Origin of the sequence: Flavobacterium gyeonganense (genome assembly GCF_029625295.1) — a bacterium.
GTDB lineage: Bacteria > Bacteroidota > Bacteroidia > Flavobacteriales > Flavobacteriaceae > Flavobacterium > Flavobacterium gyeonganense.
In genome coordinates this window covers 1,610,304-1,629,175 of sequence record NZ_CP121112.1, presented here as the reverse complement: position 1 = coordinate 1,629,175, position 18,872 = coordinate 1,610,304, and the positions used below count along the sequence as shown (strand labels likewise).

Annotated in this window: 18 protein-coding genes and 1 pseudogene; 10 read left to right on the top strand and 9 right to left on the bottom strand. The window is 34.0% G+C overall.

Annotated elements, in window-relative coordinates:
* Positions 1-23: 23 nt before the first annotated feature.
* The 4 genes from P5P89_RS07060 to P5P89_RS07045 form a co-directional block, all read right to left on the bottom strand.
* A complete protein-coding gene (locus P5P89_RS07060) occupies positions 24-3,455 on the bottom strand; it encodes a hypothetical protein (protein WP_278011313.1) in 3,432 nt (1,143 codons plus the stop codon).
* Between the two features lie 100 nt (positions 3,456-3,555).
* Positions 3,556-3,783: a DUF5808 domain-containing protein gene (locus tag P5P89_RS07055; RefSeq protein ID WP_278011312.1), complete on the bottom strand. Its 228-nt coding sequence runs from the start codon at positions 3,781-3,783 to the stop codon at positions 3,556-3,558.
* Between the two features lie 181 nt (positions 3,784-3,964).
* Complete coding sequence (locus P5P89_RS07050) at positions 3,965-5,224, bottom strand: aspartate kinase (RefSeq protein ID WP_269237738.1); 1,260 nt, start codon at positions 5,222-5,224, stop codon at positions 3,965-3,967.
* 107 nt (positions 5,225-5,331) lie between these two features.
* The gene (locus P5P89_RS07045) at positions 5,332-5,808 is read right to left on the bottom strand and encodes a GNAT family N-acetyltransferase (protein ID WP_278011311.1); all 477 of its coding nucleotides are present in this window, start codon (positions 5,806-5,808) and stop codon (positions 5,332-5,334) included.
* Positions 5,809-5,980: 172 nt separating this feature from the next.
* On the opposite strand from P5P89_RS07045, the gene fbp reads away from it, so the two are divergent.
* Positions 5,981-6,988: a class 1 fructose-bisphosphatase gene (gene fbp / locus P5P89_RS07040; RefSeq protein WP_278011310.1), complete on the top strand. Its 1,008-nt coding sequence runs from the start codon at positions 5,981-5,983 to the stop codon at positions 6,986-6,988.
* Between the two features lie 68 nt (positions 6,989-7,056).
* Positions 7,057-7,437 carry a putative periplasmic lipoprotein gene (locus P5P89_RS07035; RefSeq protein ID WP_278011309.1) on the top strand — a complete coding sequence of 127 codons (381 nt, stop codon included), beginning with the start codon at positions 7,057-7,059 and terminating at the stop codon, positions 7,435-7,437.
* A gap of 160 nt (positions 7,438-7,597) precedes the next feature.
* Here P5P89_RS07035 and P5P89_RS07030 read toward each other — a convergent pair whose 3' ends face one another.
* Positions 7,598-8,029, bottom strand: coding sequence for a TerB family tellurite resistance protein (locus P5P89_RS07030; protein ID WP_223683375.1), 432 nt, complete (start codon positions 8,027-8,029; stop codon positions 7,598-7,600).
* 169 nt (positions 8,030-8,198) lie between these two features.
* On the opposite strand from P5P89_RS07030, the gene P5P89_RS07025 reads away from it, so the two are divergent.
* The 5 genes and pseudogenes from P5P89_RS07025 to P5P89_RS07005 all read left to right on the top strand — a co-directional run bounded on the left by P5P89_RS07025 (position 8,199) and on the right by P5P89_RS07005 (position 11,578).
* Positions 8,199-8,792, top strand: a complete 594-nt coding sequence (locus P5P89_RS07025; RefSeq protein WP_223683374.1) for a HupE/UreJ family protein — start codon at positions 8,199-8,201, stop codon at positions 8,790-8,792.
* Positions 8,793-8,796: 4 nt separating this feature from the next.
* On the top strand, positions 8,797-9,228 hold the full coding sequence (locus P5P89_RS07020; RefSeq protein WP_223683373.1) for a deoxycytidylate deaminase: 432 nt from the start codon (positions 8,797-8,799) through the stop codon (positions 9,226-9,228).
* Positions 9,228-10,804 (top strand): annotated as a pseudogene (locus P5P89_RS07015) (S41 family peptidase). Before P5P89_RS07020 ends, P5P89_RS07015 begins: the two are co-directional and overlap by 1 nt.
* 18 nt (positions 10,805-10,822) lie before the next feature.
* Positions 10,823-11,188 carry a nuclear transport factor 2 family protein gene (locus P5P89_RS07010; RefSeq protein ID WP_278011308.1) on the top strand — a complete coding sequence of 122 codons (366 nt, stop codon included), beginning with the start codon at positions 10,823-10,825 and terminating at the stop codon, positions 11,186-11,188.
* 78 nt (positions 11,189-11,266) lie between these two features.
* A complete protein-coding gene (locus tag P5P89_RS07005; protein ID WP_278011307.1) occupies positions 11,267-11,578 on the top strand; it encodes a hypothetical protein in 312 nt (103 codons plus the stop codon).
* A gap of 104 nt (positions 11,579-11,682) precedes the next feature.
* On the opposite strand, the gene P5P89_RS07000 is transcribed toward P5P89_RS07005, so the two are convergent.
* From P5P89_RS07000 to P5P89_RS06990, 3 genes are all read right to left on the bottom strand, one after another.
* Positions 11,683-12,288: an FAD-dependent oxidoreductase gene (locus P5P89_RS07000; protein WP_278011995.1), complete on the bottom strand. Its 606-nt coding sequence runs from the start codon at positions 12,286-12,288 to the stop codon at positions 11,683-11,685.
* A gap of 1 nt (position 12,289) precedes the next feature.
* Positions 12,290-12,490 (bottom strand): hypothetical protein, encoded by a 201-nt coding sequence (locus P5P89_RS06995; protein WP_278011306.1) that lies wholly within the window; start codon positions 12,488-12,490, stop codon positions 12,290-12,292.
* Positions 12,491-12,576: 86 nt separating this feature from the next.
* Positions 12,577-13,155, bottom strand: a complete 579-nt coding sequence (locus tag P5P89_RS06990) for a MarC family protein (protein ID WP_223683368.1) — start codon at positions 13,153-13,155, stop codon at positions 12,577-12,579.
* Positions 13,156-13,471: 316 nt separating this feature from the next.
* Here P5P89_RS06990 and P5P89_RS06985 point away from each other — a divergent pair, with 316 nt between their 5' ends.
* From P5P89_RS06985 to P5P89_RS06975, 3 genes are all read left to right on the top strand, one after another.
* Positions 13,472-14,041 carry a DUF3109 family protein gene (locus P5P89_RS06985; RefSeq protein ID WP_278011305.1) on the top strand — a complete coding sequence of 190 codons (570 nt, stop codon included), beginning with the start codon at positions 13,472-13,474 and terminating at the stop codon, positions 14,039-14,041.
* A gap of 334 nt (positions 14,042-14,375) precedes the next feature.
* Complete coding sequence (locus tag P5P89_RS06980) at positions 14,376-15,353, top strand: ribonucleotide-diphosphate reductase subunit beta (protein WP_223683366.1); 978 nt, start codon at positions 14,376-14,378, stop codon at positions 15,351-15,353.
* Positions 15,354-15,641: 288 nt separating this feature from the next.
* On the top strand, positions 15,642-18,032 hold the full coding sequence (locus P5P89_RS06975; RefSeq protein WP_278011304.1) for a ribonucleoside-diphosphate reductase subunit alpha: 2,391 nt from the start codon (positions 15,642-15,644) through the stop codon (positions 18,030-18,032).
* A 303-nt stretch (positions 18,033-18,335) separates the two neighbouring features.
* Here the strand turns inward: P5P89_RS06975 and P5P89_RS06970 are convergent, their stop codons facing one another.
* Positions 18,336-18,650 carry a GIY-YIG nuclease family protein gene (locus P5P89_RS06970; RefSeq protein ID WP_110307227.1) on the bottom strand — a complete coding sequence of 105 codons (315 nt, stop codon included), beginning with the start codon at positions 18,648-18,650 and terminating at the stop codon, positions 18,336-18,338.
* Positions 18,651-18,872 lie beyond the last annotated feature (222 nt).

The following is an 18,872-nucleotide window of genomic DNA, read 5'->3' as shown; positions in this document are numbered from 1 at the left end:
ATAATAGCTTTTTCAGTAAAGTGCTAAAAATAAGCACGAAGCTGTATGTTCCCTGTATGTACGGTAACGCCTGTTTCACTTTTACGTCCCTGATAATTTAAATTGACGTCTAAAAACTGGGTTATATTTTTCTGGAGAAGTAATTTCCAGACTAAATTTTCACCAGCCTGAAGTCCTTCGAGCATTTGAAATCCAACTGAAGAAAATTCATTTCCGACGAATTTATTTTCATAAAAAGAGAATTCTCCGTTCACTGTCACTTTTTTGTCTCCGGCATACGAAAATGAAGTTCCTAACCGGTTTTGTGTTAAGGTTTCAAAATTTCCAATCTGGTTTTCTTTTTTCTGCAATTCATAAAAGAAGTCAAGACTGGTGTTTTTCGAAAATAAATAACTGATTTTCGGTGTTACCTGAAAACCGGTTAAATCATAATTTTTCTCAGTGAAATCCTCTGATGTCAGGGAAGTTTTAATTGTTTTTGCAAACAGATTAAATAGCCAGCTTTTTTGGTGCAAATGCGTGTATTGTAGTTGATGTGAATAGTTTTTTACAGACTGAGAACCAATAGAAAGCAGGTTTTTTCCATTATTAATCAGATAAGAATAAGTGACAGAATGCTTTTGTTTTCCCCGGTTATAAAACAAACTGTTCCTGAAACTCGAATTCAGCCCTAAGATATTTTCTTCAGAAGAATAAAACGGATTTAGTTCAAAATTATCACCATCACTTTTTACCTTCCTGTCCAGAATAAAGGAGGTCTGGTTGTAAAAATAAGACAATACATTTTTGTAACCTTTTTCATTTTGCCATTGCAAAGGATTTACAGTAAGTGACTGTGAAAATTTATTCTGATTGGTTTTGATATAAACCCGATTAGGCAAGAATACGCGGATAAATTTTGCCTGATCCGGAAATGGTGCTACTTCAAACTCTTCAAGCTCCTGAACATTATTGCCGTTGTAATCATTCCATGCATACACGCCCTGACCGGCAGGAACTTCCAGATAGGTATATTCCTGCTGCGCAATCGTTCCGGAACTGGTTTCGTAAACGGTTCCGATTTGAAGAAGCTGATTAAAAAAACGATCGTTGTACAATATTCTTGAATTTAACGAAGGTTCATTTTTCCGGTCAGCAGCTGTAAAATCCAAATTTCTATAACTAGCGTAAACTGCCAAATCTGTTTTTTTGTTCTGAATCAGTTTAGACTTCAAAAAATAGGTTTGCGAATTGCTTACATGCTTTAATAAACCGTTTTGTAAACTATCATTTTTTCTGCGTAAATAACCTAGCTCAACAAAAACTTTGGTACTGTCTCCACGTCCAACAAAAACGCCATATTCTGCAAATCGCTGGCTAATTGCTGAAAACTGGTTTGTAAGCTTGTCTTTTTCCTGATTGTCTTCGACCTGAATATTCCCGCCAATCCAGTTTTTGCCAAAATGATATTTGGTTTTGGCAAGGTTTCTAATAAATTTTGAAGTTGAGGCTGTTGCATCACTGCTCAGAAAACTGCCCTGGTTTTCGATTGTCCAGTTTTTTAGTTTAAAAAAAGCGGTAGAAGTATGTCGGTTTCCCGAATAACTTTCAGTAAAATCCAACTTTTCAAACTGATAAGTAAACAATCCAATATTGGTTGTTTTTTTCTTTGAAAACAAATCAAAATTTAAGCCTGCGACTAATAAACTCTGATCACCTAAAAGTGTTGTATTTAAATTCCAGTCCCTGTTGAATTCGATATTATACAAACGTTCGACCGATTTAAAATCTTTTTCTACAAACTGATAGTTGGCATAACCATCCAAAGTCCAGTCTTTCGTAAAAAGGCGTTTTTTGGTGTTTAATTTTAAAGCGATTCCGTTGTTGTCGCCATCATCAAGGTCTGAAAACAGATTCTGGTCATTGTTACTAATTCCAATTTCAAAATCAACCAGCGTTTTTTCGTTTGGATTGTACTTTCCTAAAAAGGTCGCTACCTGAAGTTTCATCGGTGCAACCAATTGTACAAGAGGCTCGTAATTTCCCTGAGGAATTCCGTTTACGGGAGCTGTATATTCATAAATTCGCTCAACTGAATTGGTATTCTTAATTACATAATTTCCAGAGTTTGCACCTATAAGACTGAATTTTACATTATACAAAACATCGTCAGGATTAGTAGAATGCTCGTAAACTTCAATGCCATTCACAATTGTTTTTTTATATAAAATTTTCTTGTCAGAAAAGGTGTCTTCATACGCTGAAGGTGCTTTCATTAAAGTGGTGTCATCTCCGGCTTCACCTATAATCTGAACTTGTTCCGGAGAAAGATTTTGCTGTAAAGGCTGATTTTTTAAATCATTTTCAGAATATAAATAACCGGCAAAACTCCAGCTTTTATTTTCATGGGAAGCCCCGGCATAGGTTAACATACGATTATAGTTGCGGTCTGAATACTGGTATTCGATATTGATTCGCATCTCTGAAGTAATCGTAAAAAGCGATGTAAAAACAATTTCACCGGCATTGTAATCAATCACATAATCATTATTTTCTCCTCTTTTGAGCAAAATGCCATTTACATAAACTCGTTCAGATCCTGAAATGACCAAAACATACAATTCGCCATTTTGTCCTTTTAATTTATACGGACCCTGATTGCCTTCCTGTCCAGTAAAAGTACTTTTTGCATATTGGCCTTTTGCAAAAGCTGCAGATGCAAAGACATTAGTTTTATTGTCTTCATCGCCAAAATCAAAAATGGCCGAAAGCCCCTGAACTTTTTTATTGAAACTTAAAAATTGCGTTTTCCTGTTTTCTAAAAATACATCTCCTGCACGAATATTCCAGTCGTCACTGAACAATTCCATAAAGATATTATCAAACTGATCGAGTTTTTGAGAGTAACCGCCTTCCTGCAATGGAATATTATTGTCCTGTAGCGAAGCACGAAGACTTACTTTGTCAGATATTTTACCTGTAATCTGAAGGTCTAAATTGGAGTTCAAAACCGTGTTCTGATTATTTCCAATGGTAACCCCGCGTGTAATGCTTCCTGAAGTATTCAGGCCATCGAAGGGAGTTGTTTTTTTAGAATTCGAATGGTCTATTTTGTATAATTTTTCAGAGCCAGCATCATTACTCACTACCTGACTGGAATTATAAAGACTGTATTCTTTAGTTAAAAAATCAGGGTATTTTAAATAATTAACCGTTAAAGTATCTGTATCCGAACTAATATTTTCTTTTAAAAGAAGATGTCCTTTTTGAAAATCAATTTTATAAAAAGTTGAATCTATAGGTTCTTTTCTAGAATTTAAAAGCTGAAAAAAACCGGAATTGATACTCACATTTTCCAAATGAATCGTATCTCTGGTAATCTTTACCTTTTTGGTTTTATAGAGCAAATCTGTTTCCTGGGCCTGAAGTCCTGAACAACAAATTAAAATCAATAAAATCAGTAATTTTTTCAGCATAAATACTTTAACTCTAAAAAGCCAAAAGTAGTATTTATAATTGGGAAATGTTGTGTGCGCTGTTTTAGTTTCGACAGCTAATAAAGTATAATTATGAAAATTAATGAGCAGACAGTGTGAAGATTAATATGACTGAAATCAATATTAACATTACAATTGCTGAATTAGGATTTGCAAAGTTCATTGTCCATCCAAATTCTTTGATTTTTTTGGGTAGATATAATCTCGGGTCTTCTGGATTATAATAAAATATTCCCCAAACCCAATTGTCCGGATCATTATGCCATCTGTTTTTGGTTTCTTCACTTGGTTCATAATTATTATTCATGATTTATGTATTTATTTGGTTATCATAAAGTTATTTTAATTTTTAAAATAAAAAAAGACAGTTGTAATTTTATTTGAATTATGATATTTTGTAAAAGCCGAGATCTTGTATTAAAACAAAAAAGGCTTCACTTTTACATGAAACCCTTATTATCCTGAATTATATATAACCTTTTCTTGAATTAATTGAGTTCTTTGGTTACAATCTGCATGGTTTCGCGGCTTACTTGTCTAAGTAAAACTTCTTTGTTTTCTACAACAGTTTCTGCAGCTTGTTCATTAAAATGACGAATCGTGTATAAGGTTACATTGTCAGTAAAATCAACTTTGAATTTTTTCGAAAGGATCGCATTCAGTTCGTTGAAGTTTCCAAATTTATCTTCTACGCAAACAGAGAAACTAATCGCTGAGTTCTGAATCAGGTTTACTTTCAGTTTAAACTGATGGAATAACCCGAAAATTTCACTGATGTTTTCTTCCATAATAAAAGAAAAATCAATAGAAGAAAGCGAAATTAAAAGCTGCTCTCTTTTTACAATAAAACAAGGCAGGTAAGGCTCTAAATCTACTCCTTTAGAAACGCAGGTTCCTTTTAATAACGGATTCACAAATGATTTTACATATAAAGGAATTTCTTTCTTTTGTAATGGCTGCAATGTTTTCGGGTGGATAACCGTTGCGCCGTAAAAAGCAAGTTCAATAGCTTCACGGTATGAAATCTGGTTTAACAAACTCGCATTCTCAAAATAACGCGGATCAGCATTCATAACTCCCGGAACATCTTTCCAGATCGTAACGCTTTCTGCATTTAGGCAATAAGCAAAAATTCCGGCAGTATAGTCAGAACCTTCACGGCCTAAAGTGGTAGTGAAATTGTTTTCGTCTGCTCCTAAAAATCCTTGTGTAATGTTTAATATTTTGCGTGGTACATTTTTGCTGATATTTTGTTCAGTTGTTTCCCAGTCAACTTCTGCATCTCTGTAATTTGCATTGGTTTTAATGAAGTTACGTACATCAAGCCATTGTGTCTGGATGCCCATGAAGTTCATAAAATGACTTAGGATATTTGTCGAAATCAACTCACCAAAACTCACAATCTGATCGTAAACGAAATTGTAGTTAGGGGATTTATTATGCGCCAGAAAATATTCTAATTCTGAAAATTGCTCATTAACTGCTGCAAAAACGGCATGCTTTTCATCTTCAAATAGATCAAGCAATATTTGATTATGATATTTTTTTATCTCTTGTACAGATGAATTAAGCTCTTCGGGTTTATCAAAATAATTCTTGATAACAAGCTCCAGAGCATTTGTGGTTTTCCCCATAGCCGAAACGACTAAAATCACATCTTCATACCCAACTTTTTGTAAAACGTCATAAACGTTTTTAATTCCTTCAGCATCTTTTACTGATGCACCACCAAATTTAAATACTCTCATCTTTAATTTGTATTGTTGAGACGGACTTGCGTCTCTATCATTTTTTTAAAATTTTAATATTTTGACAGGATTACACTCCTTATAATTAGCCTGTCACTTTTGTTTGATCAATTTATTTTTTCCAAGTACGAATTAATTCCTGTTTCATCCATTTGTACCACTCGCCATTCCTCGATAACTTTTGCGCCAGAGTTCTCGTAGAAATTTACGGCAGGGGTATTCCAGTTGAGAACATTCCATTCGATTCTTCGAACATTATCTTTTTTTCCTTGCTTCATTATTTCAGAATAAAGAGCAGACCCTAAACCGGTACCGCGCATTTTTTCTTTTACAATTAAATCTTCAAGGTGTATTGTTTTTCCTTTCCAGGTAGAATATCGATAATAATACAAAGCTATGCCAACAATCTCTTTATCAACCTCAGCAACAAAAACATGAAATAATGGATTTTCTCCAAAACCATCTCGTACTAAATCTTCTTCGGTTATTAAAACGGCATCTGGCTCTTTTTCGAATATTGCAAGCTCCTGAATCAGTGCTAAAACCGATTTCATATCTTCAGGTTTTCCTTTTCTAATATCCATAATTCATATTTTTAACCTGTTATTCTCTAATTAAATATTTTTTTAAATGAAAGTCTGTACCTTTCATTAGCAAATATACAATAGTAGCAAACTAACGAAATAATTTTTGAATCATTCTCACAAAAAAAGCGATATTTGTGACTTATAATTAAAAACTACAACGATATAGCAAATGGAAGAACGCAATAAAACACTGGGAGAGTTTATTATTGAGAACCAAAAAGCATTTCAGTATTCATCTGGGGAATTATCCCGGATTATCAACTCTATACGTCTGGCGGCAAAAGTTGTCAACTATAAAGTAAACAAAGCTGGATTAGTGGATATAATAGGCGCCGTTGGCGAACAGAATGTTCAGGGAGAAGACCAGCAAAAATTAGATGTCTATGCCAACGAAGTATTCATTCAGACGTTAATAAACCGTGAGATTGTCTGTGGAATAGCTTCAGAAGAAAACGACGAATATATTACTGTCAAGGGGAGCGACAACAGTAATAATAATAAGTACGTGATCTTAATGGATCCGCTTGACGGATCTTCAAACATTGATGTAAATGTTTCTTTGGGAACTATTTTTTCTGTTTTCAGAAGAATAACACCAATTGGAACTCCGGTTACAAGCGAGGATTTTTTACAGCCGGGAGTGAATCAGGTTGCAGCTGGGTATGTAATTTACGGAACATCAACTATGTTGGTCTATACAACCGGACATGGTGTAAACGGATTTACTTTGAATCCGGCGATTGGAACTTTTTATCTTTCACATCCAAACATGAAATTTCCGAAAGACGGGAATATTTATTCGGTAAACGAAGGGAATTATGTTCACTTTCCGCAAGGTGTTAAAAATTATATTAAATATTGTCAGCGTGAAGAAGAAGACAGACCTTATACTTCCAGATATATTGGAAGTTTAGTTTCTGATTTTCATCGAAATATGATTAAAGGCGGGATTTATCTTTATCCAACCAGTTCAAAAGCACCAAAAGGGAAACTGCGATTAATGTATGAATGCAATCCGATGGCATTCATTGCAGAACAAGCAGGTGGAAAAGCAACAGACGGTTTTGGAAGAATTATGGAAATCCAGCCGACAGAATTGCATCAGAGGGTTCCGTTTTTCTGCGGAAGCATTAATATGGTTGAAAAAGCAGAAGAGTTTATGAAGGAAGGAGAGTAGGTGTAGATAGTTTTTTATGAACGCAACCTTTTTATATTTTCAACATCTTTTAAATAAAAATAAAATTTATGAAAAAAATATTGATTTTACTTATCATGGTTGTAGTTTTATTTGGTTGTTCTAATGAGGATTCAAACCCATCTGGATTGAAAATTCGATTATCGAATGCGAGTAAATTTAATTTTGAAAACATTACAGTAAACACTTCAACTGGAAATGTGAACTTTGAGAATATAAGTTCAGGACAAAATACGGCATACAAAATATTTGAGAAAGCTTATGGCTATGCTTTTGTTGAATTACAAATTGAAGGGAAAACATATAGAATACAGCCTTTTGATTATGTTGGAGAAACTCCACTGAAAAAAGGGAATTATACTTATCAGATTACTGCAAATGACTCTCACGAAGAATACGGAAAATTAAGTTTGACATTAGTTAAAAATTAAAATGCCAAATTCACTTCTTATCAAATAAATTGTTGAAAATAATAATTTGATATTTTATAATTGATAATCTGGAGATATTATAAGCAAAAGAAACCCGACAAGTTTAAATTTGTCGGGTTTTATGATTTAATCTGGCTTTAATCTAACTGAAATTAGAATATTATTTATTCATGTGCTGCATTTCATACACAAATGTATCTAAATCCACTTTTTTATCTACTAACGACAATGCTTTTGCAATAATGTAATCCACGTTACTAGGGGTAAATCCTAAAGCTACGCTTATCTTTTTTAATAAAACTTCTTGTTTATCTTCAAGATGGTGGTCAACATGCACCATTCTTGTTAAATCATATAAACGCTCCAAGCGCTGAACATATGAATAAGGCGGGTTGATAGGGTATTTCAAAGGATCGCTAAGGATTTCTTCGTATTCAGACTCAGTTATTTCCAAACGGGATGCAAGTTTATCTAAGAAGTTTTTTTCTTCCGGATATACAACTCCGTCTGCTAGCGCTACGCGAACAATAGCTGAAAAGTGACCTTTATTTCTTTGTTTGAATTCGCTATCAAATAATTCTGCAAATGACATATTAAAAGTGTTTTTATTGAGCAAAGATAAATTTTATTTTAAATTATCAATTTTAAAGTTCTCATAAAATTTAACTTATTTTTCTGCGTTGATTTACTAAAGGGCTTTGTTTATTTTTCAAAATAAATTGTATGTTTACAGCCCCAAATCAATTAATATAAGTACACTCATGTCAGAATTTTGGATTTATTTTCAGATCGGTTTAAAGCATGTTTTAGACATTCATGCTTATGATCACGTATTGTTTTTAATTGCCTTAACAACACCATATGCATTTAAGGACTGGAAAAGGATTTTATTGCTTGTTACGATGTTTACGGTTGGTCACACATTAGCGCTTTTGCTTTCTGTTTTTGGAATTATAGCTGTAAAAGCAAGTCTGGTAGAGTTTTTAATTCCGGTTACAATTTTAATAACCGCCTTTTTCAATCTTTTTACAGCCGGAAAAGCATCTAAAAATGAAAGTCTTAATCTGGTGTTTTTTCTAACGTTATTTTTTGGAATTATTCACGGGCTTGGATTCTCAAATTATTTTAAGACTATTTTAGGAGGTACAGCATCTTCAAAATTAGTACCTTTATTGGAATTTGCACTCGGAATCGAAGCGGCGCAATTAATAGTAGTCTTTGTAGTTTTGGTTATATCGTATATCGTACAGACTGTATTCCGTTTTTCAAAACGTGACTGGGCGCTTGTAATGTCGGCTTTTGTTATTGGAGTTGTAATTCCGATGATTGTAGAAAGTCCTATTTGGAACAGATAAATTAATGGAGATAAAAAAATTAAACAAATACGATAAAGCTTATTTGCGGATAGCCAGGGAATGGGGTTCGTTGTCGTATTGTAAACGTAAGCAGGTAGGTGCTATAATTGTAAAAGACAGAATGATTATCTCTGATGGATACAATGGGACACCAACCGGATTTGAAAATTGCTGCGAAGATGAAGACGGATTAACACGTTGGGATGTTTTGCATGCCGAAGCAAATGCAATTTTAAAAGTAGCCAGATCAACCCAATCCTGTGAAGGAGCAACTTTATATATTACACTTTCACCGTGTAAAGAATGCAGCAAGCTCATACATCAGTCAGGCATAAAAAGGGTTGTGTACCAAAATGGATATCGTGATGATTCCGGAATCCAGTTTTTATTGAAAGCAGGTGTTGAGGTAGAGCATATTCCTGTTTTAGAAGAATAATGAAATTCAATTCAAAATATTTGCCAATCGTTATCGGAGCAGCCTTTGCTCTTGGAACTGTTCTCGGAAGCCTGATGAATGCTCCGGTAGAGGATACACTTTTGGCTAAAAATTATTCGAAAACCAAACTCAATAAACTTATTGATTTTATCAATAATGAGTATGTGGATAGTGTTGATACAGATTCGATTGTAAATCTGACTGTAGATAATATATTGTCCAAATTAGACCCGCATTCTGTTTATATTCCGCCCAGTGAACAGGCAGAAGTTGCCGAAAGTATGAAAGGTGATTTTGTAGGCGTGGGAATTAATTTTTACATGTATAAAGACTCTGTTGCGATCATAAAACCTGTTGAAAATGGCCCTTCGGCGAAAGCCGGAATAAAATCTGGTGACCGGATTTTATATGCAGGAAAAACAAAATTATATGGAAGAAAACTGCCTTCGGATAGTTTGTTCTCTAAATTAAAAGGTATAAAAGGATCAGAAATTGAATTGACTGTTTTTAGAAAATCAGAAAAAAGAAACTGAAGTTCAAAATCAAAAGAGATGTTATTCCGTTAAAGAGTGTAGATGCATCATTATTGCTTGATAATAAAACGGGTTATATCAAAATCAATCGTTTTGCAGAAACAACTTATGATGAATTCAAAGTTGGTCTGAAAAGATTAAAACAAAAAGGAATTCAGTCGCTGGTAATCGATCTTCGTGATAACGGCGGTGGATATATGGAAGAAGCTGTCGCTATTGCTGATGAATTTTTAAAAGATAAGCAATTAATCGTTTTTACCAAAAACAAAAATGGCAGTACCGAAAAAACGTATGCCACAAAAAGCGGAAGTTTTGAAACAGGAAAAGTAACGGTTTTGATTAATGAAAACAGTGCCTCGGCAAGTGAGATTCTGGCAGGTGCAATACAGGATAATGATCGAGGAACAATTGTTGGGCGACGTTCTTTTGGAAAAGGTTTGGTACAGCGCGAAATGGACTTCAATGACGGTTCTGCAGTTCGATTAACTGTGGCGAGATATTATACCCCAACCGGAAGATCCATTCAAAAACCATATGCCAAAGGAAACGAAGAATATTTTAAGGAATCTGAAGCAAGAATAAAATCAGGCGAATTGTATGCAAAAGACAGCATAAAAGTGGCTGATTCTTTAAAATTTAAAACCCCAAAAGGAAGAATTGTTTATGGTGGAGGCGGAATTGTTCCTGATGTTTTTGTACCAATGGAAGCAGAGCACGGAAATGAAAATGTAGCTTACTTATTGCAAACAGGGGTTGTAGGTCATTTTGTCTTTGAAGAATTGGATAAAAACAGAACTGCTTTTGCAGGACTTCGTTTTAATGCGTTTTTATCTAAAATGAAAAAGTCTGATGTTTATTTTAAGAAATTCAAAAACTACATTTTTATGACTGGTCTGGATCTTAAATTAGATAAAACCAAAGATTTAGTCAATCGCTATATTACCGCTGAATTTGGCCGACAATTATACGGTGAATTGTATTACTACGATGTGATTTTAAAAGAGGACGCCATGATTAAAAAGGTGCTGAATGTAAAGAAATAATCTTTTAACTTTTTTATAATGAAAACAGAAACAGTTGTAAATGTTGAAATTGAACTTCTGGCGGCTATCAAAAAAGCAGATGTTTCGGTTTTAGAAAAGATATTACATGACGATTTGCTATTCAATTTGCCGGATGGAAACACCATTACCAAAGAATTTGATTTGGATTCCTATCGTTCCGGTAAAATGAAAATCGATTCACTGGAAGCTTCTGATCAAATCATAAATATAATTGACGATACTGCTGTAGTTGCAGTAACGGTTTCTTTAAAGGGCACATTTGATAATAATCCTGTAAAAGGAGTTTTCAGATATATTCGGGTCTGGAAACAATTTGAAGATAATCTCAAAGTTATTGCAGGTAGCTGTGTTGCTCTGCAATAAATAATGATATTTTTTTAAATATTGTATAAGAAAAGTGTTCTTAATCGTAAGGAACTTTGTGAAAATAAAAAATATAAAATGAAAAATCTAAAAAAAATAAGTTTGCTGTTCGTTTTGATGACTTTTGTAATTTCATGTGCTTGTATGAAAGATAAAAATACAGTTTCAGGAATAGTTGTATCTATTGAGAATGGTAAGGACGGTTATACTGCTAAAATCAATACAGCTAAAAATGAAGTTTATTTTGCAACAGTTAGTATTGTGAATGTTGGCGGGCCGGAAAAATTTAAAAGATTTAAAGAAGGCGATGAAGTTTCGGTAAAAGGTGAAATCTGGAAAACCGACACAGAGAAACATATTAAAGTGAAAGAGATCGTTTCGGTTAAGTAAGTAGCAAATCCTAAAAAAAACAATAAGTGATATAAGTTTATCTAATCTATACGAAAAGTGTATTGAACTTATATCACTTATATGTTTTAATAATTTATAAGATTTTATCGGATGCTATCATGTGCATGAGTCTGCACGCCGTTATTCCACAAAGTAAGGATATCTGTAGCAACAGCGGCTCCGCTTCCGGCAGCAATAGCCAATTGACTTCTCCATCCGGCTAAAGTTCCAATTACATAAATGCCTTCAGCGACTTTGTGATCCTCGTTTTTAAGCTGGATGCGCTGTTTTTCAGGTAAAGCTTTTTTGTGAGGCTCTACATATTGCATCAAACCTTGGATGTCAAAAGTATTTGCGGAACCAATTCCGATAACGATGCTTTTTGTCTCGTAAGAGTTTTTGTTTGTAATTACCGTAAATTCTGGATAGACTCCCTCAATTTTAATTACCTTTTCATTTGGAATCTGAGCAATGTGCGGGTAGGTTTGAGCTAAATCCTGAATGCTTTCGGATAATAATTCTGAACCCAATTTGCCTGGTGTTATACCATAAGCATTGTAAAAAATAGCTTCCTGTAAAGAAGAGCTTTTCTGATGTGCAAAAATTCCGATTTTTTTGTCGGTTACAAAAGCTTTGTTTTTGGCAGATCCTAAAATCAGGGCACAGGACATGCCTGAAACGCCTCCGCCAACAATTAAAACGTCAAACATATTATCTTCCGTTTGTTTTTTCTTCAATTTTTTTAGAAATTCTAAAAATCAAAAGAATTAAAACGGCACACAATGAAGCAGCTATCCCAATAAGAGCTACAGCGCTCTCTCCTTCGAATGGATTTTGAAAGTCAAGCTGCGTAATATTAAAAACGATTAAAGCTAATGCCAAAACCACTAAGATGGAAGTAAAGATTTTCATAGGATGTTTGTTTGTCTAAAATAATAAAGCAGAGCTTTTTGAGCTGTATTTTAGAATTTTATGGAACAAATTTATAAAAATATCCTTTAGACGAACAAACCTTTAACATTAGCAGCGAATAATTTAACAGCTATTGCTAAGAGAATTACTCCAAATGTCTTGCGAACTACGCCTAGCCCGTTTTCGCCTAATAAAGTTTCAATTTTTTTGGATGATTTTAAAACAATATAAACCAATATAATATTCAATAAAATCGCAATAATGATATTGATAGTATGAAATTGAGATCGTAACGAAAGTAAAGTAGTCATGGTTCCTGCTCCTGCAATTAAAGGAAACGCTAATGGAACAATAGAGGCCGAACCGGGTTCTTCATCACGGTAAATTCGAATTCCTAAGATCATTTCCAAAGCAAGGAAGAACAATACAAAAGAACCGGCAACAGCAAATGAGTGTACATCAATGCCTATAAGATTAAGCAGGCCTTCACCAACAAAAAGGAAAACAATCATAATTGCACCGGCAACAAGCGAAGCTTTTTCTGATTCGATGTGTCCAACCTTTGCTCTTAAATTCACAATAATAGGTATAGAGCCCACGATATCAATAACTGCAAATAACACCATGCTTACTGTAATGATTTCTTTTAAACTGATTTCTAACATATTACTTTGATTTTAAAGAATTAAAAAACTTTTGCAAAAGTAAATAATAAAGTTAGGTTTTTTTCTTCAGAAAGCTTTTTTGTTATAAAAATACAGCAACATCGCTATTTGTGTTGTTTTTGTAACAAATATTGCTTTTGCTGCAAAGTTTCGCAAAGATTTTTCGCAAAGATTGGAGATGCTTAATTGTAAAAGATCGAGAATTAAATAATTCTTTCCTAATCTATCTGAAACGCTCTGTGAATCTCTATGGTAAATTTTTTATATCTATTCTTTGACTATCTTTGCACTTTATGAATTTCAGTATTTTATTATCATGTTTCAATTAGGAAAAACCATTATTTCAGAAGATATTCTTGAAAAAGAATTTGTGTGCAACTTGTCAGCTTGTAAAGGAGCGTGCTGCGTTGACGGGGATGCCGGTGCTCCTTTGAGCGAAGCAGAAACCAAAATTCTGGAAGAGGTATATCCTAAAGTAAAACCTTTTTTGCGTAAAGAAGGTATTGCAGCTATCGAAGCGCAGGGAACCTGGGTAAAAGGTACCGACGGTGATCTTGAAACCCCGCTAATCGATAATAAAGATTGTGCTTATGTGATTTTTGATGGTAAAACTGCTCTTTGCGGAATCGAACAAGCCTACAATCAGGGAATCGTTGACTGGAAAAAACCGGTTTCCTGTCATTTATATCCAATTCGCGTAAAAGATTTTACGGAGTTCGCAGCTGTTAATTACGATAAATGGGATATCTGCGATGATGCTTGTTCTTTGGGAAAAGAATTAGAAGTTCCGGTTTATAAATTTGTCAAAGAAGCACTTATTCGTCGTTTTGGTGAAGACTGGTATCTTGAACTTGAAAAGGTAGCCGAAGAGTATAAAAAAGTGTAAAATCAACACCCTTATTTAAGGCTTAATTTTGATCTTTTTTAGCTCAAAAAAAAGTTTTTTTAACTCAAAAAAAACTTTTTAAAACATTCTCAATTTTCTTGTTTCTTATTCTAAAAAGCCTATATTTTACAGGGGTTTAGCGTTTATGTGTTGTTGTTAAGTATTTAGTTTTCAGTTGATTAAATATTGTGTGAAAAAAGTTTCATTTTTTTGCTTTGTTAAAAACTACATCGAATTGTGAATAAGTTTGACTTTCATTTTTGACGATAAATGACAATCTTTGTAATCGTTCTGAATAAGGGGAAATTCATTATAAAAATTAAACAAAAATACAATGTCACAAGTTGAACCAATTTTACAAGAAAATAAGAATCGCTTTGTTATTTTTCCAATTAAACATCATGATATTTGGGAATGGTATAAGAAAATGGAAGCTAGCTTCTGGACTGCCGAAGAAATCGATTTGCATCAGGACTTGACAGATTGGAATAATAAACTTAATGACGACGAAAGATATTTTATCAAACACATTTTAGCATTCTTTGCTGCTTCTGACGGAATCGTAAATGAAAATCTTGCTGAAAACTTTGTAAACGAAGTACAATATGCTGAAGCTAAGTTTTTCTACGGTTTTCAGATTATGATGGAGAATATTCATAGCGAAACCTACTCCTTATTGATCGATACTTACGTGAAAGATGAAGCCGAAAAAGCAGAATTGTTTAATGCTTTGGAAGTTTTTCCTGCAATTGCTAAAAAAGGGGAATGGGCTCTAAAATGGATCGAATCTGATTCGTTTGCTGAAAGGCTGATTGCTTTTGCTGCAGTTGAAGGTATTTTCTTCTCAGGTGCTTTCTGTTCTATTTATTGGTTAAAGAAACGTGGTTTGATGCCAGGCCTTACTTTTTCTAATGAATTGATTTCGCGTGACGAAGGCGTACATTGTGACTTTGCGGTACACTTGCACAATCATCACTTGATCAATAAAGTGCCAAAAGAAAGAATTAAGGAAATCATTGTTAATGCTTTGGATATCGAAAGAGAGTTTGTAACTGAATCTCTTCCGGTAAGTTTGATTGGAATGAATGCTGCTTTAATGACACAATACTTAGAATTTGTTGCTGACAGATTATTAGTAGAATTAGGTTGCGAACGTGTTTATGGATCAGCGAATCCGTTTGATTTCATGGACATGATTTCTCTTCAGGGAAAAACTAATTTCTTTGAAAAACGTGTTGCAGAGTATCAAAAGTCAGGTGTGATGAACACAGACAGTGATGCTCAGAAAATATCGTTTGACGCAGATTTTTAGAACAAAAAAGTACTGCATTTTAGTGTCCGCCACGAACACTAAAACACAATAAAATCAAGAAACGAAAGTTTCTATACTAAACAAAATTTTAGATTGGATCTCACTCCCAAATCGAAGATCCGGTTGCATTTTTACGGGTTTTTTCGTCTATATTTTAGATTGAAGAACCAATAACTATGGGGATTTTACAATTCTCAAAAAATAAATTTAAAAACACGCAATGTTTAGTGTCGGAATTCATTTTCCGGTGCCTTTCATTTTTTCAATAACTATAAAAAAAGTAAGCTTATGTATGTAGTAAAAAGAGATGGCCACAAAGAGCCTGTAATGTTTGATAAGATTACAGAAAGAATCAAAAAATTGTGTTACGGGCTTAATGAGCTTGTAGATCCTGTTAAGGTAGCTATGAGAGTTATCGAAGGATTGTATGACGGAGTTTCTACATCTGAATTAGATAATCTTGCGGCAGAAACAGCGGCGTCTATGACTATTGCACACCCGGATTATGCACAATTGGCAGCTCGTGTGGCAATTTCAAACCTGCATTCAAATACCAAAAAATCGTTTTCAGAAACGATGAAAGATATGTATCACTACGTAAATCCAAGAAATGGTCAGGATGCTCCGTTAATTGCTGATGATGTTTACAAAGTGATTCAGGAAAACGCAGCTTTCTTAGATTCTCACATTATTTACACAAGAGATTTTAATTACGATTACTTTGGATTTAAAACTTTAGAGCGTTCTTATCTTCTAAAAATAAACGGAAAAATTGTAGAGCGTCCGCAGCATATGTTAATGCGTGTTTCTGTGGGGATTCACTTAGACGATTTGAAATCGGTTATTGAGACTTACGATTTAATGTCTAAAAAATATTTCACACATGCAACGCCAACGTTGTTCAACGCGGGGACTCCAAAACCTCAAATGTCTTCTTGTTTCCTTTTGGCAATGCAGGATGACAGTATTGACGGAATTTACGATACCTTAAAACAAACGGCTAAAATCTCGCAGTCAGCGGGAGGAATTGGTCTTTCTATTCATAACGTTCGTGCAACAGGATCTTACATTCGCGGTACAAACGGAACTTCAAATGGAATTGTTCCAATGTTGAGAGTATTCAACGATACAGCACGTTATGTAGATCAGGGTGGTGGAAAACGTAAAGGAAGTTTTGCGATTTATATCGAAACATGGCATGCTGATATTTTTGAATTTTTGGATTTAAAGAAAAATACCGGAAAAGAAGAAATGCGTGCAAGAGACTTATTCTTTGCGATGTGGACATCCGATTTATTCATGAAACGTGTTCAGGAAGATGGTCCCTGGACGTTAATGTGTCCAAACGAATGTCCAGGATTATATGATGTTTACGGAGAGGAATTTGAAAAGTTATACCTTGATTACGAATTCAGAGGAAAAGGAAGAAAGACTATCCGTGCACGTGAATTATGGGAGAAAATCCTGGAATCTCAAATCGAGACCGGAACACCTTACATGTTATACAAGGATGCGGCAAACCGTAAGTCAAACCACAAGAATTTAGGAACTATCCGTTCTTCAAACTTGTGTACAGAGATTATGGAGTTTACATCTAAAGACGAAATTGCAGTTTGTAATTTAGCATCAATCTCATTGCCAATGTTCATTGAAAATGGGAAATTCGATCACGAAGCACTTTACAATGTTACAAAACGTGTAGCACGCAACCTGAACAAAGTAATCGACAGAAACTATTACCCGGTAAAAGAAGCAGAAAACTCAAATATGCGTCACCGTCCGGTAGGATTGGGAGTGCAAGGTCTGGCTGATGCTTTTATTATGTTGCGTATGCCGTTTACAAGCGATGAAGCTAAAGCATTAAATCAGGAAATTTTTGAAACCTTATACTTTGCAGCCGTAACCGCTTCCATGGAAATGGCTAAAGAAGAAGGACCATATTCTACATTTGAAGGATCTCCAATGTCTAAAGGAGAATTCCAGTACAACATGTGGGGAATGAAAGATGAAGAATTATCTGGTCGTTGGGACTGGGCATCTTTAAGAAAAGAAGTGGTAGAGCACGGAGTTCGTAACTCATTATTGGTGGCGCCAATGCCAACTGCTTCAACTTCTCAGATTCTGGGTAACAACGAAGCTTTTGAACCGTATACATCAAACATTTACACACGTCGTGTATTGTCAGGAGAATTCATTGTAGTAAACAAGCATTTATTGCATGATTTGGTTGAAAGAGGTTTATGGAACGAGTCATTGAAACAAGAAATCATGCGTCATAACGGATCTGTTCAAAACATTGATTTGATTCCGCAAGACTTAAAAGAACTATACAAAACCGTTTGGGAAATGTCGATGAAAGACATTATCGATATGTCACGTCAAAGAGGTTATTTTATTGACCAATCACAATCATTGAACTTGTTCATGCAGGATGCCAACTATTCTAAACTTACATCAATGCACTTCTATGCTTGGCAATCCGGTTTAAAAACTGGTATGTATTACTTGAGAACAAAATCAGCCGTTGATGCGATTAAGTTCACATTAAACAATGATAAAAAAGAAGAAACACCAGCTTTAGTTGCAGAAACTGAAGAAATCAATATTGAGGAATACAAAGCGATGTTGTTAAAAGCACAAGCTGCAGGTCCTGAGGATTGTGAGATGTGTGGGTCTTAATTTTTTTCTTGGAAGAAAGATTATAGAGTAAAGAAAAAAGATTTATTCTGAGTAATAGAAAGCAGTTATTGTAATGATAGCTGCTTTTTTTTATTTCAATTTTTTATCCATAATCTTTGTCATTCCGAGGAACGAGGAATCTTCGCAAGAAACTCGACAAAGATTGATGATTTGTATTGCAGAGTTTCTTGTGAAGATCCTTCCTCCGTCAGGATGACAAAACGGTGAGAAAAATCATCAAGGATTAATAACTACAAGTTCCACAAGTATTTTATGATTGATAAACTTTGAAAATAGTAAATTTCAATCAAACAAATTGTTCAAAAAATCTAAATCTGGATTAAGAGTTTTAATTAACTCAATTTTTTTATTTCTACTCCAGCCTTTTATTTCTTTTTCACGACTAATAGCTTCTTGAATCCAAGTAAATTTTTCATAATACAATAAAAACTCAACTTTATATTTTGAAGCAAAACTTTTATTTCCATCAGTAATATTTTCTTTATGCTGAATTAAACGAATTTTTAAATTGTTGGTTACTCCAGTATAGAAAACAGTTTTTGATTTGTTTGTTATAATGTAGATGTAATAAGTATGGTAGCCTTCGTATATTAGCATGGCAAATTTTTTTAAATCACAAATAAAGAAAGATTTTTCTTGTTTTAAATGTGTTTTACTAAAAAATATGTGAACCTATTGGTGCGGAGTTTCTTGCGAAGATTCCTCGTTCCTCGGAATGACAATTTTCATGAGAAAATTTTGCTTTACAATAGTCAACAGCTTTTAAATCTTAGTAATGCTTTAGGTCATTTGAATTAAACCTTTTCAAAAATCCAAAGT